The 13,941-nt window shown below is 63.7% G+C and carries 14 protein-coding genes and 2 pseudogenes; 13 read left to right on the top strand and 3 right to left on the bottom strand.

The genetic code is table 11. The features are described 5' to 3' along the window. Positions 1–154 precede the first annotated feature (154 nt). Both PZ895_RS10685 and PZ895_RS10680 read right to left on the bottom strand, forming a co-directional pair. A complete protein-coding gene (locus PZ895_RS10685; RefSeq protein WP_275839000.1) occupies positions 155–808 on the bottom strand; it encodes a plasmid pRiA4b ORF-3 family protein in 654 nt (217 codons plus the stop codon). Further along, positions 769–1,038 (bottom strand): annotated as a pseudogene (locus PZ895_RS10680) (transposase domain-containing protein); the annotation flags it as partial. The gene PZ895_RS10685 and the pseudogene PZ895_RS10680, both read right to left, overlap by 40 nt. A 103-nt stretch (positions 1,039–1,141) precedes the next feature. Between PZ895_RS10680 and PZ895_RS10675 the strand changes: the two are divergent. The 3 genes and pseudogenes from PZ895_RS10675 to PZ895_RS10665 all read left to right on the top strand — a co-directional run. Continuing rightward, positions 1,142–1,312 (top strand): annotated as a pseudogene (locus PZ895_RS10675) (transposase); the annotation flags it as partial. Further along, positions 1,292–2,035, top strand: a complete 744-nt coding sequence (locus tag PZ895_RS10670) for a DUF3179 domain-containing protein (RefSeq protein WP_275839032.1) — start codon at positions 1,292–1,294, stop codon at positions 2,033–2,035. The pseudogene PZ895_RS10675 and the gene PZ895_RS10670, both read left to right, overlap by 21 nt. Before the next feature lie 370 nt (positions 2,036–2,405). Beyond that, positions 2,406–2,945, top strand: coding sequence for a hypothetical protein (locus tag PZ895_RS10665; protein WP_275838999.1), 540 nt, complete (start codon positions 2,406–2,408; stop codon positions 2,943–2,945). 324 nt (positions 2,946–3,269) lie between these two features. On the opposite strand, the gene PZ895_RS10660 is transcribed toward PZ895_RS10665, so the two are convergent. Continuing rightward, on the bottom strand, positions 3,270–3,683 hold the full coding sequence (locus PZ895_RS10660; RefSeq protein ID WP_275838998.1) for a helix-turn-helix domain-containing protein: 414 nt from the start codon (positions 3,681–3,683) through the stop codon (positions 3,270–3,272). Between the two features lie 140 nt (positions 3,684–3,823). Between PZ895_RS10660 and PZ895_RS10655 the strand changes: the two genes are divergently transcribed. From PZ895_RS10655 to nirD, 10 genes are all read left to right on the top strand, one after another. Then, positions 3,824–4,147, top strand: coding sequence for a mercuric transporter MerT family protein (locus tag PZ895_RS10655; RefSeq protein ID WP_275838997.1), 324 nt, complete (start codon positions 3,824–3,826; stop codon positions 4,145–4,147). 18 nt (positions 4,148–4,165) lie between these two features. Beyond that, positions 4,166–4,471 carry a cation transporter gene (locus PZ895_RS10650; protein WP_275838996.1) on the top strand — a complete coding sequence of 102 codons (306 nt, stop codon included), beginning with the start codon at positions 4,166–4,168 and terminating at the stop codon, positions 4,469–4,471. After that, positions 4,458–4,709 carry a mercury resistance system transport protein MerF gene (gene merF, locus PZ895_RS10645; protein ID WP_275838995.1) on the top strand — a complete coding sequence of 84 codons (252 nt, stop codon included), beginning with the start codon at positions 4,458–4,460 and terminating at the stop codon, positions 4,707–4,709. The genes PZ895_RS10650 and merF overlap by 14 nt, the downstream gene beginning before the upstream one ends. Before the next feature lie 4 nt (positions 4,710–4,713). Continuing rightward, a complete protein-coding gene (merA, locus tag PZ895_RS10640) occupies positions 4,714–6,126 on the top strand; it encodes a mercury(II) reductase (protein ID WP_275838994.1) in 1,413 nt (470 codons plus the stop codon). Positions 6,127–6,168: 42 nt separating this feature from the next. After that, positions 6,169–7,515: an NAD(P)/FAD-dependent oxidoreductase gene (locus tag PZ895_RS10635; protein ID WP_275838993.1), complete on the top strand. Its 1,347-nt coding sequence runs from the start codon at positions 6,169–6,171 to the stop codon at positions 7,513–7,515. Positions 7,516–7,716: 201 nt separating this feature from the next. Continuing rightward, on the top strand, positions 7,717–8,316 hold the full coding sequence (locus PZ895_RS10630) for an ANTAR domain-containing response regulator (RefSeq protein ID WP_275838992.1): 600 nt from the start codon (positions 7,717–7,719) through the stop codon (positions 8,314–8,316). After that, positions 8,313–9,509 (top strand): CmpA/NrtA family ABC transporter substrate-binding protein, encoded by a 1,197-nt coding sequence (locus tag PZ895_RS10625; RefSeq protein ID WP_275838991.1) that lies wholly within the window; start codon positions 8,313–8,315, stop codon positions 9,507–9,509. The genes PZ895_RS10630 and PZ895_RS10625 overlap by 4 nt, the downstream gene beginning before the upstream one ends. Before the next feature lie 349 nt (positions 9,510–9,858). After that, positions 9,859–11,136 carry a nitrate/nitrite transporter gene (locus PZ895_RS10620; protein ID WP_275838990.1) on the top strand — a complete coding sequence of 426 codons (1,278 nt, stop codon included), beginning with the start codon at positions 9,859–9,861 and terminating at the stop codon, positions 11,134–11,136. Positions 11,137–11,153: 17 nt separating this feature from the next. Continuing rightward, the gene (gene nirB, locus PZ895_RS10615) at positions 11,154–13,604 is read left to right on the top strand and encodes a nitrite reductase large subunit NirB (RefSeq protein WP_275838989.1); all 2,451 of its coding nucleotides are present in this window, start codon (positions 11,154–11,156) and stop codon (positions 13,602–13,604) included. Continuing rightward, entirely contained in the window at positions 13,601–13,939 is a 339-nt protein-coding gene (gene nirD / locus PZ895_RS10610; protein ID WP_275838988.1) for a nitrite reductase small subunit NirD, read from the top strand. Before nirB ends, nirD begins: the two co-directional genes overlap by 4 nt. Positions 13,940–13,941: the final 2 nt, after the last annotated feature.

Raw genomic sequence — 13,941 nt, 5'->3', positions numbered from 1 at the left:
AACGTCAAGAAGGAGAGGATTTGGTGCAGCCGCATAAAGAAGATAGCCAGACGATGAGCAGGCAAGACTTTCAAGGACTGAAGGCTCTTTTTGTCAATTTGCACGCTCAAGCCCCAATAAGCCTTCGGTGAAGGCCGCATCGCAATAGCAATGTTCAGTTTGATCGGCTGCGGCTCTTTTCAAAGCCTGCCTTCCCAAAAGCGCGACGTTTGGCGAGCTTTTCGATCCGACTGAGGATCTCATCTTCGGCGACATGTCCTGGATCGAACGGGCGACCGTGCCAGCCTTTGAGTTCGTCGTGCTGCTCGTGCGTTGGGTCGGCGATCGCGTCGAGGAACAGTTCGAAGCCGGGAATGCCGCCAATGTCCTCGGGAGGAGCACGGCCAGCGCCTTCGATGTAGCGGGGATATTCGATAGCTGGATCGGCGGCGACGAATGCTTCGATCGTGAGTGTGTGACGCCAATCGTCACCAAAGTCGTAAGTGTAGGCCAGCTTCAAGACGCCCCGATCGCTAAGCGTGCCAAGCCGCATGGTCTTCGCGGAATAGGTTCTATCGCGCATGCTGTCCCATTCGGGATCGGGGATGGCATAACGCTTTCCGTCGGCCCGGAAGTCGAAGAGGTGATAGTCGTCGAAAGGCATGGCTGCCTGGATGACGTCGTGCAAGGCCTTGAGCGTTGTCGTTAGCGGAACCTCGACGCGTCGCCAGATAGCGGGCTGCCAATCATCCAGTTGGATCTTGATACGGGCGATGCGATCAGCGTGGCTCATGCGTCCAATATTGCAGATTGCGTCGTCCAATTCCACGGTAGAAGTTCGGCCAACCGGCTTTGCGCGGTGTCGGCAATGCGGGCGAGCAGATCGGCCAGCTATGCGAACGGATCGACGTGGTTGTGCTCCGCCGTCATGGCCGCCGCCCGCGCGGCCCCACGTTCGGAGCCGGCGAAGAGCCACGATTTCCGTCCGAGAGCAAAACCGCGAAGTGCTCGCATGGTTGCATTATTCATAAGGCCGACCCTGCCGTCATCGATGAATTGCGCACATTGATCCAGTATCTGAGCATTAGGCCGTAAACTCATAAACGGGTGACATTGGTGGCTTGATTTGATTCAAGGCTTCGAATTGCGAAGGAGCCTTGGAATGCGTCGCCGTTTTGACCTGACCGATTTTGAGTGGTCAATCATCGAACCCTTGTTGCCCAACAAGAGCCGTGGTGTTCGCCGCGTTGACGATCGCCGCGTGATCAACGGCATCTTGTGGCGCTTTCGCACGGGCTCTCCCTGGGCCGATATTCCTGAACGCTACGGCCCTTATCCGCTTCGCATCATGATCTGGCATGAGATCGTCAACGATGAGGTCGGCGACGTGCCGGTTGCCGCCACCTATTGTCCGTTGTGCAACGCCGCACTTGTCTTCGATCGTCGCACGGAGGCAGAGACGCTTGATTTCGGAACGACAGGCAAGCTGCGTCATTCCGACTTGGTTATGTATGATCGCCAGAGCGAAAGCTGGTGGCAGCAGTTTACCGGAGAAGCAATTGTCGGCGAGATGGTCGGCACACGATTGGCGCTGGTGCCATCGCGACTGGAATCATTCGGACGCTTCGCAGAGCGCTTTCCGGACGGTCGGGTTCTTGTGCCTAGCGATCCGGACTATCGGAACTACGGTGCCAATCCCTATCTTGGTTACGATCGTGAGAGCTCGACGCCCTTCCTTTACGCCGGGAGTATGCCCGAGGGGATCGAGCCGATGGCGCGTGTCGTCGCCGTCGAGATCACGCCCGGCCGCCATGAAGCCTTTGCATTGTCGCTCCTGCGCGACACGGGCACCATGCGAAAAGGCGATATCGTTCTGACGTGGATAACAGGTCAAAGCTCCGCACTCGACGCCGCAACCGTTGCCGGCGGACGCGATGTCGGCAATGTTGTCGTGCAGCGTGAAACAGATGGGCAGAGGATAGATATCCCGTACGATGTCACCTTCGCGTTCGCCTTTCACGCATTTCGCTCGGGATCGCCCATCCACACGGAATAATGACGTTGTAACTCCTCAACGTCCAATGACACGCGCGCCTCGTTGCAGGATCGGCGCGTTGCATTTCGAGAAATGATGCATCCTGACAGATGATGCATCCGATCGCTCCGGCCTGGATCGGCGATCTGCAGCCTACAAGCCTGAGAGTGACTTCGGGTCGCTGTCTACAGGGACGTCTTTGCCAGGCTTGCCGTTGCGATCAATTGTTCTCGGCTGAACGCACGCGGTCCGTATGAAGGGCCACCGACCCGAATGCTCCTCGGATGTCGGCAACTCACGCTACCGTGAACGAGATGCGAGTAACGAGTTAAAACCCAGAGCGAACTCGGATTGACGGCCCTGACGCCGTTTCTGAACAGGAGGGATCAAAATGCGCCACTCAATTCCATATCTTACCGCTGCTGCGCTGGCGCTCGGCGTTGTCGGTAGCTTTGTAGCCTTTCCGGCGGTTTCTTTCGCGCAGGACGCGACGGTCGAGATGAAACGAGTCGACCTCATGGCGGCCGACAAGAGCGGTCTGCCCGTAGGCATAGCTGCCGAGCAATGGATGCAGGCGAGCGGAGAAGCGCGCGTTGTATCGACAGACAATGACGAAGCATCGATAGAGGTCGAAGCGACCGGTCTGGTACCCGAGGGCCTTTATACAATATGGTGGGTTACCCCGAAAACAATTGGAATGGACATGGGGCCAGCCGGTGGGACGCCAGCGAATGAATTCACCGCTGATGCGCAGGGCCATCCCATGACGACATTCAGCGTGCCTGCTGAAAACACCTACGGCATGATGGTCGTTGCCTACCACGCTGACAATCAGAGTCACGGAGATATGCCTGGCGAAATGGGCGAGGTTACCTTCGAGCAGTTGATGGGCCCGTGGCCGGGGCCGGCAGGCGAAATGTCAGACATGTGAGTTATCCCCGTTCTCGGGCACAATCGACGACTTCCGATCGTTTGAGACCAGAATAAGGGGCGGCGGTGATCGTCGCCCTCGTGACCCGGATAGCAGCTCGCACCTGGGTGAGAGCTGGGCTGCGCTACGGCGCCATCGTCGGTCCGTGATCCATTCTGTTCCTGCCCGCCCATCATCGACTTCAGCTGTGAGTTCCAGGCGCGGGCAACCGGGGAACCGACCTTGTGTTGGAAGGCTCGCCGACGCTGAGTGGCTACACCGCAACGCGGGATTGGGTCGGGTGTATGTAGTCTCGTCGCCATAAAGCGGTTCTTGTTCATCTCATTATCCGGCGAGCGCATCGAGCACCGCACAGTGCGGCAATTTTCTGCCTGAACATTTGGCTGAAGTCTCTGCTAAAACGACCTCAATACGCCGAAGATCCGCAATCCTCGTGCGGATATCGGCAAGGTGGCGCTTCGTCCGCTCCTTGACCTCGGCGCATGTCGGCGCGGCGCCGTCTTCGAGCCCCATCAGCCCGCGAATATCCTCCATCGAGAACCCGAGTTCGCGGGCACGCAGGATGAAGCGCAGACGCGTAGCGTGCGCGACGGAATAGATCCGGTAGCCGGCGTCAGTCCGTGGCGGATCGGGCAAAAGGCCGGTTTTCTCGTAATAGCGGATCGTCTCGATGTTGCAGCCGGTCGCCCGGGCCAGATCTCCGCGTGTGAAGCCGCTCTCGCGCTCGTGATCGATCATGAGCAATTTCCTCTTGAGCCTGTAGTTACTACAGACCCTATACCTCTCGTCAATCACGGACGAGAGGTGCGCGACATGGCGCTGACAGACGACAGAACGGACAAGGCGGCGCTGATCGCGCAGGCCGAAAGGGCTGGCTCGTGGCGGGCGGGGTGCTCGGCGCCTTTCTCGCCTCGGCCTGCTGCGTCGGGCCGCTGGCTCTGCTCACCCTCGGCATCTCAGGCGCCTGGATCGGCAACCTGACGGCGCTGGAGCCTTACAAGCCGATCTTCGCTGTGATCGCGCTCGGCTTCATCGGAGCGGGATTCCGGCAGGTGTATATCCGCAAGCCGACTTTTTGCGAGCCCGGTTCATACTGCGCAAGGCCAGCATTGGCGCGCATTACCAAGACCGCGCTCTGGGCCTCCTTCATCCTCGTTGCCGCCGCGCTCACCATCGACTGGTGGGCGCCGCTTCTTTACTGACCCTGAAAGGACAACCACATGAAGAAGATCCTTGCCCTTGCGCTGTTTGGCCTGACCGCCGTCGCCCCAATGACCGCCATTCCCGCCGTCGCGCAGTCTGTCGCCGCGGAGCAGACTGTCACCTTCGCTGTCGACAACATGACCTGTGCGTTGTGTCCGGTCACTGTGAAGCGCGCGATGGAGGGCGTCGAGGGCGTGCGCGACGTAGAAATCGACTTCGAGGCCCGTACCGCCACGGTCGTTTTCGATACCGTCGCAACCAGCGCCGACGCCATAGCGACTGCCTCGGCCAATGGAGGTTACCCTGCGCGTGTCGCAGGCTGAAGGGATAACCGAGCAGACCGACCGCAAGCTGATCGCGACAGGAATCGTCGGCAGCGTCATCGCGGCGCTCTGCTGCTTCACCCCGATCCTGGTCGTGCTTCTCGGCGCATTGGGCCTGTCGGCTTGGCTTGGTTGGCTCGACTATGTGCTGCTGCCCGCGCTCGCCTTCTTCGTCGCACTGACCGTGTATGCGGTCTGGCGGCGGCAGCGGTGGCTGAACACTCGAACGGATGGATGACCTGATGTGCGCGCCGAAGGGCGATTTCGACCTTGCCGTGATCGGCGCCGGATCGGCCGGGTTCTCGGCCGCGATCACCGCCGCCGAGGGTGGCAAGCGCGTCGCTCTCATCGGACATGGCACCATCGGCGGCACCTGCGTGAACGTGGGCTGCGTTCCCTCCAAGACGATGATCCGCGCTGCCGAAGCGGTGCATGGCGCGCAGGCGGCGCATCGCTTTCCCGGACTTCGAGGATCGGCCGAGCTGGCCAGCTGGGCGGCGCTCGTCGCGGCCAAGGACGATCTTGTCTCGACGCTGCGCCAGAAGAAGTACGCCGACCTGCTGCCGGGCTACGAGGGCGTGACCTATATCGACGAGGGTCCCGCGCGGCTCGTCCCCGGCGGGGTCGAGGTCGGCGGGCGCAAGATCACGATTCCCAAGGTGATCGTCGCCACCGGCGGACGACCCGCCGTCCCCGATATCCCCGACATTCCGGACGTCCCAACGCTCGACAGCACTTCGCTACTGGAGCTAGAGCGGTTGCCCGAGAGCTTGATCTTCCTCGGCGGCGGCTATATTGGTGTGGAACTTGCGCAGATGATGGCGCGGATCTGCACGCGCGTTACCATCGTCTGCCGCTCGCGCCTGCTGCCGCGGGCAGAGCCGGAGATATCCGAGGCGCTCACGGAGACGTTGCACGCCGAAGGCCTCACGATCCTCGATGGCGCTACCTATCACGCCGCGCGGCGCGACGGTGATCGTGCGGTCCTGACGGTGACGGTGGACGGCGCCGAACGAAACCTGACGGCCGACCGCCTCGTCCTGACGACGGGCCGTGCGCCCAACATCGGGGGGCTGGGCCTCGCCGAGATGGGCATCGAGACCGATGCACGCGGTGCTATCCGGGTCGGCGATGACATGCAGACAACGCAGACCGGCATCTATGCGGCAGGCGATGTCGCGGACCGCGACCAGTTCGTCTACATGGCCGCCTACGGCGGCAAGCTCGCGGCGCGTAATGCCGTCCTGGGCGGTTCCGAGCGCTGCGACAATGCGGCGATGCCGTGGGTGGTGTTTACGGATCCGCAGGTCGCCGGGGTCGGGCTGACCGAGGCGCAAGCGCGGAATGGGGGATACGACGTCAAGACCAGCGTACTGACGCTCGACAACCTGCCTCGCGCGCTCGCCGCACGCGACACGCGCGGTCTGATCAAGCTGGTCGCGGATGCGCAGACCGACCGCCTCCTCGGTGGCGTGATCATGGCGCCGGAGGGAGCCGACAGTGTGCAGACGCTCGTCCTGGCATTGAAATTCGGCATGACGACGAAGGCGCTCGGCGAAACAATCTTCCCCTATCTCACCACCGTCGAGGGCCTGAAGCTTGCCGCGCAGACCTTCGACATGGACGTGGCGCAACTGTCCTGTTGTGCGGGATGAGCGAACCCGCCAACAGCAGTTTCTGGATTTCAGGAGTCGGTCATGAGCAAGAAATACGATCTGGCGATCATTGGAACGGGCACGGCGGCGATGGTTTCTGCGACGCGGTTAAGGTCTGCTGGCTGGAGCGTCGCGGTCGTCGACTTCCGTCCCTTCGGCGGCACCTGCGCACTCAGGGGATGTGACCCGAAGAAGATGATGATAGGCGGGGCCGATACAGCCGATCATGCGTGGCGCATGGCGGGGCGCGGCGTCGGCGGCGACATCCGCCTGGAGTGGGCCGGTCCTCTCGACTTCAAACGCAGCTTCACGGATCCGGTACCCGAAAAGCGCGAGAAGATCTTCGCAGACAAGGGAGTCGACACGTTTCATGGACGTGCCCGCTTCACTGGACCGAACACACTGGACATCGGTGGGGTGACCATCGAAGCCGGCCACATCCTAATTGCGGCAGGCGCGGAGCCGGTGCCGCTCGGGATTCCAGGCGAAAAGCACCTTATCGACAACGAGGCGTTCCTCGATCTCGAGTGTTTGCCGAAGAACATCGTGCTCGTCGGCGGGGGCTACATCGCAGCGGAATTCTCCCACATTGCGGCCCGCGCGGGATCGAAGGTCACGATCCTTCAGCACGGCGAGCGCATGTTGAAGCACTTCGACCACGATCTGGTTGGCTGGCTGATGGACAAGTTCGCCGAGGTGGGGATTGACGTGCATACCGACGTGGAGGTGACGTCGGTGGAGACGTCGGACGGGGGATACCTCGTCAGGGCGAACGGTCCCGCTGGAGAGATGACAGTCGAAACGGACCTCGTGGTTCACGCGGCGGGCCGCGCGCCGGCTCTGGACGGACTTAACCTCGACGCCGCCGGCGTGACATACGAGAATGGTCGGCTGGTCCTGAACGAATACCTGCAGAGTGTTTCGAACCCGTCAGTCTACGCCGCCGGCGATGCTGCCGAGATGGGGCCGCCGCTAACGCCGGTTTCGAGCCACGATGCAAAGGCGGTGGCCGCCAATCTGCTTGATGGCAACACGCTCACGCCCGACTATAGAGGCGTTCCCAGCGTTGCCTTCACAGTCCCTCCGATCGCCGCCGTCGGCCTCAGCGAGGCGGACGCCCGGGAGAAGGGTTTGAGATTCCGCGTGAAGAGCGAGCGAGCGGAAGGCTGGTTCACCGCGCGCCAAGCAGCGGAGAAGGTGTACGGGTTCAAGGTTCTGGTGGACGAGGAGACCGATCGCATCCTGGGCGCGCACCTGGTCGGCCCGCATGTCGACGAAGTCATCAACATATTCGCGCTCGCGATCCGACATCGACTGACGGCTGAGCAGCTGAAATCCACGATGTTCGCCTATCCCACCGGCGCCTCGGACATCAGCTCCATGCTGTGACGGGCCGAGCGATCACCTGCATTGTGTAGCCGCACGCTGTCCCGGACGCCGCCGGCCGGCCGATCCGCCTCCGTCATATCAAGAGAACCGGACCAGAGAACTCGGCTTGCCGGCTTGAGTGGATCTATGGATGAGTCGACAGAAATTTCGCAATGACGATTTGATGTTGCAGCGCGAAACGGAATGCGCAAACACGTAGCTATGAATAGCGCCCTCCGTATCCTGGTGATCGACAAGAACCGCATCCGTGCGGCGATCATCGAAGAAGGACTGCGCGAGGCTGGTCATGCTCACGTGACAATCATCCATGACGTTGCGGGCATCGCTCGCCGGATCGCGGATGAGCAGCCCGACGTCATCGTCATCGATCTCGAAAATCCTAACCGCGACATGCTGGAATCGATGTTCCAGTTGACCCGCGCCGTGAAGCGGCCGATCGCGATGTTCGTCGACCGCTCCGACAGCGCGTCGATCGAGGCTGCGGTGGCGGCGGGCGTCTCGGCATACGTCGTCGACGGGCTGCGCAAGGAGCGTGTGAAGCCGATCCTCGACATGGCGATCAGCCGCTTCAACGCCTTCTCGCGCATGGCGCGCGAACTCGATGAGGCGCGCACGGAACTCGAAAGCCGCAAGCTGATCGAAAAGGCCAAGGGCATCCTGATGAAATCGCGCGGGCTTTCGGAAGAGGCCGCTTATGCGCTCCTGCGCAGGACGGCAATGAACCAGAACCGCAAGATCGCCGAGATCGCGCAAAGCCTGATCACCGCAGCAGGCCTGCTTGGGCCGGGAGACGGGACATGAACGCACGCGTTACGGCCGGCTTCCTGCCGCTTCTCGACAGCGCGATCCTCGTCGCTGCGCGGCAGAAGGGCTTTGCCGCAGACGAGGGCATCGACCTTGCACTGGTGCGCGAGAACTCCTGGGCGAGTATTCGCGACCGGCTGGCAGTCGGCCATTTCGACGTCGCGCACATGCTGGCGCCGATGCCGATCGCGCACAATCTCGGACTCGCGCCGCTCGCCGCCCGCACCATCGTTCCGATGGCGCTAGGCCTCGGCGGCAATGCGGTGACGGTCTCGCTGCCGCTCTGGGATACGATGCGCGCCCATGGGGCGACGGGCGATTTCGACCCGGCCGCGACCGGCAGGGCGCTGCGCGCGGCGATCAGCGACGGCAGGCGCCCGCGCTTTGCGGTCGTCCATCCCCATTCGGGGCACAATTACGAACTGCGCTATTGGCTGGTCGCCTGTGGTATCGCGCCCGATGCCGACGTCGAGATCGTCGTGGTGCCGCCGCCGCTGATGTCGGACGCGCTGGCGGCGGGCCGCATCGACGGCTATTGCGTCGGCGAGCCGTGGAACACAGCGGCGGTCGCCAAGGGCGTCGGACGGATCGTCACGACGAAGGCGGCGATCTGGCATTCGAGCCCGGAAAAGGTGCTCGGGGTCGCCGCCGAGTGGGCGGATGCCGATCCCGACACGCTGGCCGCGCTCCTGCGCGCGCTCTATCGCGCCGCCGCCTGGTGCGGCGAGGCGGGTAACCGCGAGGAACTGGCGGCGATGCTGGCCGCGCCCGACCATGTCGGCGCACCGGCCGAATGGCTGTTGCCGGCGCTGACGGGCCGCATTGCGGCGGGGGCGGGCGAGACCGTCGTGGTTCCCGATTTCTTCGTGCCGCAGGCCAAGGCCGCGACCTTTCCCTGGAAGAGCCACGCGCTCTGGTTCTACAGTCAGATGGTGCGCTGGGGGCAGGTGGCAGCGAGCGCGCAGAACGCCTCGGTCACGCGCGAGACCTACCGGCCCGACCTCTACCGCGCGGCGCTGAAGCCGCTCGGCGTGGCGCTGCCCGGCGCGAATGCCAAGGTGGAAGGCGCGCTGACGGCGGCGACGCCGGTCGGCTCGGCCGGGGCGAGCCTCGTCCTCGGGCCGGACGGCTTCTTCGACGGCCGGATTTTCGATCCTGATCGCCTGGACGAATATCTCGCCTCGTTCTGACTGCCTACTTCGGCATCATCATGTTGCACTTGCGCAATCTATGGGCGGATTTGTGCTGCAATGCGCGCAGATGCGCCAAGCCCGGTTCAAGGTCGGTTTCGGCCGAATCCACTTAAGCTCATGAATCTACGTGATTTTCGCCAATTTGCGAAAACTGGCACGGTCCGTGCGTCTCATGTCGTAGACCCGTAAGGGTCACGAGATCGGCGTCCAATGGCGGGCGCTTCCAGGCAAAGCTGCCGTTCAGGCTCCTTCTTCGCGCGACTGGCGCGGGGCAGCGGCCTGGCGGCAGCTTTTTTCGTTTTCAGCCACCCGTGCGGCGCTTCCCACGCCGGCCAAGGAGCCAGAAATGACACAAGCACTGAAACCGGATCACTCTCATCCCGGCGCCACCCAGGCGCTGTCGCTGTCGACGATCGCCTTCACCGTCTGCTTTGCGGTGTGGACGATCTTTTCCATCATCGGCATCCGCATCAAGGACGAGCTCGGGCTGACGGAGACCGAATTCGGCCTCCTGATCGGCATGCCGATCCTCACCGGCTCGCTGGTGCGCATGCTGCTCGGCATCTGGACCGACCGCTACGGCGGGCGCCTCGTCTATACGCTGACCATGCTCGCGGCGGCGGTGGCCACCTTCCTGCTCGCCTTCGCCACCACTTATGGCGGGATGCTTGTCGCGGCGCTCGGCGTGGGGCTCGCGGGCGGCTCGTTCGCGGTGGGCGTCGCCTACGTCTCGCGCTTCTACGCAACGGCGCGGCAGGGCACGGCGCTCGGCATCTTCGGCGTCGGCAATGTCGGCGCTGCGGTGACGAAGTTCGTCGCGCCTTTCGTCATGATCGCCTGGGGCTGGCAGTCGGTTGCGCTGATCTGGGCGGCGGCGCTCGTCGTCATGACGGTCGTCTTCTGGCTGGCGACCGAGGACGACCCGGTAATCCGCGGGCGCCGGCGGACCGGCGCGGGGCAGGTCCGCAGCTTCGCCGCCGAATTCGCGCCGCTGAGGGATCTGCGCGTCTGGCGCTTCTCGCTCTACTACTTCTTCGCCTTCGGCGCCTTCGTTGCGCTGGCGCTCTGGCTGCCGCGCTACCTGATCGGCGTCTACGGCTTCGACATCGCCACGGCGGGGATCGTCGGCGCAGCCTATTCGATCCCGGCCTCGATCTTCCGCGCCTATGGCGGCGTCCTGTCGGATCGCTACGGCGCGCGCGCGGTCATGTATACGATGTTCCTCGTCGCGGCGGCGGTGACGGCGCTTCTCGGTCTACCCGACTATTCGCTCGGCCTCGTCGCGGGCGAGGGCGCCATGGCCTTTGCGATCGGGCCGGCGGTGTTCATCGTGCTCGTCTTCATCCTCGGCTTCGTCATGAGCCTCGGCAAGGCGGCCGTCTACAAGCACATCCCCGTCTATTATCCGCAGAATGTCGGCGCGGTCGGCGGCCTCGTCGGCATGATCGGCGGACTGGGAGGCTTCGTCCTGCCCTTCGCCTTCGGCGTGCTGCGCGACGTGACCGGCCAGTGGACGAGCTGCTTCATGCTGCTCTTCCTCATCGTCGCCGCGAGCCTTGCCTGGATGCACCTGGCCATCCGCAACATCGAGCGCGCGCCCGCCTTGGCGCCCGCCGCCGAATGACCGCGAGGAGCAAACCCATGTCGCAAAGACTCGTCATCATCGGCAACGGCATGGCCCCCGGGCGCATGCTGGAGCATCTGATCGAAGCCGCGCCCGGCCGCTATGCGATCACCATCTTCAACGCCGAGCCGCGCGTGAACTACGATCGCATCATGCTGTCGCCGGTCCTGTCGGGCGAGAAGGCCTATGAGGAGATCGTGATCCACGGCGACGGCTGGTACGTCGCCAACGGCATCACGCTCTACAAGGGTCATCGCATCGTCGCCATCGACCGCGACGCGAAGACGGTGACGTCGGACCAGGGCGTGACCGAGCCCTACGACCGGCTGGTGATCGCGACCGGCTCGGTGCCCTTCATCATTCCCGTTCCCGGCGCCGATCTTCCGGGCGTCATCACCTATCGCGATCTCGACGACGTCAACGCCATGCTTCTGGCCGCCCAGTCGCGGCAAAAGGCGGTGGTGATCGGCGGTGGCCTTTTGGGCCTGGAAGCCGCGGCGGGCCTGAAGGAGCGCGGCATGGACGTCACGGTGCTCCATGTCATGCCGACGCTGATGGAGCGCCAGCTCGATCCGGCGGCCGGGTACTTGCTGCAAAAGGCCGTCGAGGCGCGCGGAATCAACGTGATCACCAAGGCCAACACCAGGGCGATCGTCGGCGACGGCAGTGTCGAGGGCGTCGAGCTCGCAGACGGGACGATCATTCCCGCGAAGCTGGTCGTCATGGCGGTCGGCATCCGCCCGAACACGGCTTTGGCCAAGGAAGCGGGCCTTTCCGTCAATCGCGGCATCCTCACCGACGACCGGATGGTGACTTCGGACCCCGACATTCTTGCCGTAGGCGAATGCGCGGAGGTTGCCGGCAATGTCTACGGCCTCGTCGCCCCGCTCTACGAGATGGCACGGGTCGCGGCGGCGGCATTGACCGGCGGCGAGGACAAGCGCTTCGTTCATACAGACACGCCGACCAAGCTCAAGGTCACCGGCATCGACCTTTATTCGCTGGGCGATTTCGCCGATGGCGACGACCGCGACGAAATCATCCTGCGCGACGCCTCGGCCGGCATCTACAAGCGCGTCGTCCTCAAGGACAACCGCATCATCGGGACGGTCCTCTTCGGCGAGACGGGCGACGGCGCCTGGTTCAACGACCTGAAGAAGAAGGCGACCGACATCTCGCAGATGCGCGACACGCTGATCTTCGGCCAGATGTTCCAGGGAGGCGCTCCGGCGGACCCTCTGGCGGCCGTTGCGGCCTTGGCGGATGACGCCGAGATCTGCGGCTGCAACGGCGTCTGCAAGGGCAAGATCACCGGCACGATCACCGCGAGGGGCCTGACGAGCCTCGACGAGGTGCGCGCGCACACCAAGGCGTCGGCGTCCTGCGGCACCTGCACCGGGCTCGTCGAGAAGCTGATGACGTTGACGCTCGGCACCGCCTACAACCCGGCGGCCGTCCAGCCCATGTGCGGCTGCACCGATCTTGGCCATGACGATGTGCGCCGGCTTATCAAGGCGAAGGAACTGAAGACGATTCCGTCGGTGATGCAGGAACTGGAGTGGAAGACGTCCTGCGGCTGCGCGAAATGCCGACCGGCGCTGAACTATTACCTAGTCTGCGACTGGCCCGACGAATATTCCGACGACTACCAGTCGCGTTTCGTCAACGAGCGCGTCCACGCCAACATCCAGAAGGATGGCACCTATTCGGTCGTGCCGCGCATGTGGGGCGGCGTGACGAGCGCGGCCGAACTGCGTGCAATCGCCGACGTCGTCGACAAGTTCGCGATTCCGACCGTGAAGGTGACGGGCGGCCAACGCATCGACATGCTGGGAATCCGCAAGGAGGATTTGCCCGCCGTCTGGTCCGACCTCGGCCAGGCGGGGTTCGTCTCCGGCCACGCCTACGCCAAGGGCCTGCGCACCGTGAAGACCTGCGTCGGCACGGACTGGTGCCGCTTCGGCACGCAGGATTCGACCGGTTTCGGCATCCGCATCGAGAAATTCATGTGGGGCTCGTGGACGCCGGCCAAGGTGAAGATGGCCGTCTCCGGCTGCCCGCGAAACTGTGCGGAGGCGACCTGCAAGGATGTCGGCGTGATCTGCGTCGACTCGGGCTACGAGATCCACTTTGCCGGCGCTGCAGGCCTCGACATCAAGGGCACGGAGGTTCTCGGCCTCGTCCCGACCGAGGACGAGGCGCTGGAGGTGATCGTCGCGATCGTCCAGATGTATCGCGAGCAGGCGCGCTATCTGGAGCGCATCTACAAATGGGCAAAGCGTATCGGCACCGACGAGGTGCGCCGTCAGGTGCTCGACGACCGTGAGCGCCGCCGCGCCTATTTCGACCGTTTCGTCTTCAGCCAGAAATTCGCGCAGGTCGACCCCTGGTCCGAGCGTGTCTCGGGCAAGGACAAGCACGAGTTCCGCCCGATGACGGCGCTCGCCTTCAAGGAGGCAGCGGAATGAGCGCGGAGCACTGGTTCGACATCGGCACGATCGCCGACATTCCCCAACGCGGCGCGCGCTGCGTGGCGACGCCGCAGGGACGGATCGGCGTCTTCCGCACCGCCGACGACCGCATCTTTGCCATCGAGGATCACTGTCCGCACCGCGGCGGGCATCTGAGCGAGGGCATCGTCCATGGCGCGGCGGTGACCTGCCCGCTCCACAACTGGGTCATCTCGCTCGAGACCGGCAAGGCGCTGGGGGTGGACGAGGGCGCGGTCAGAACGATCCCCGTCAGCGTCGAGGAAGGCCGCATCCGGCTCGGCCTCGAACCCGCGATCCTTGCGGCGGAGTGAGC

Origin of the sequence: Mesorhizobium sp. YIM 152430 (genome assembly GCF_029210365.1) — a bacterium.
Classification (GTDB): Bacteria; Pseudomonadota; Alphaproteobacteria; order Rhizobiales; family Rhizobiaceae; genus Aliihoeflea.
The sequence above is the reverse complement of the archived record's forward strand: the minus strand, read 5'-3'. Positions and strand labels throughout refer to the sequence as shown.

Bases quoted from the DNA above. Each gene is read 5' to 3' on its own strand.
- PZ895_RS10665 (WP_275838999.1), top strand. From the start codon at position 2,406: ATGCGCCACTCAATTCCATATCTTACCGCTGCTGCGCTGGCGCTCGGC.
- PZ895_RS10660 (WP_275838998.1), bottom strand. From the start codon at position 3,683: ATGATCGATCACGAGCGCGAGAGCGGCTTCACACGCGGAGATCTGGCC.
- PZ895_RS10650 (WP_275838996.1), top strand. From the start codon at position 4,166: ATGAAGAAGATCCTTGCCCTTGCGCTGTTTGGCCTGACCGCCGTCGCC.
- merA (WP_275838994.1), top strand. From the start codon at position 4,714: ATGTGCGCGCCGAAGGGCGATTTCGACCTTGCCGTGATCGGCGCCGGA.
- PZ895_RS10635 (WP_275838993.1), top strand. From the start codon at position 6,169: ATGAGCAAGAAATACGATCTGGCGATCATTGGAACGGGCACGGCGGCG.
- PZ895_RS10630 (WP_275838992.1), top strand. From the start codon at position 7,717: ATGAATAGCGCCCTCCGTATCCTGGTGATCGACAAGAACCGCATCCGT.
- PZ895_RS10625 (WP_275838991.1), top strand. From the start codon at position 8,313: ATGAACGCACGCGTTACGGCCGGCTTCCTGCCGCTTCTCGACAGCGCG.
- PZ895_RS10620 (WP_275838990.1), top strand. From the start codon at position 9,859: ATGACACAAGCACTGAAACCGGATCACTCTCATCCCGGCGCCACCCAG.
- nirB (WP_275838989.1), top strand. From the start codon at position 11,154: ATGTCGCAAAGACTCGTCATCATCGGCAACGGCATGGCCCCCGGGCGC.
- nirD (WP_275838988.1), top strand. From the start codon at position 13,601: ATGAGCGCGGAGCACTGGTTCGACATCGGCACGATCGCCGACATTCCC.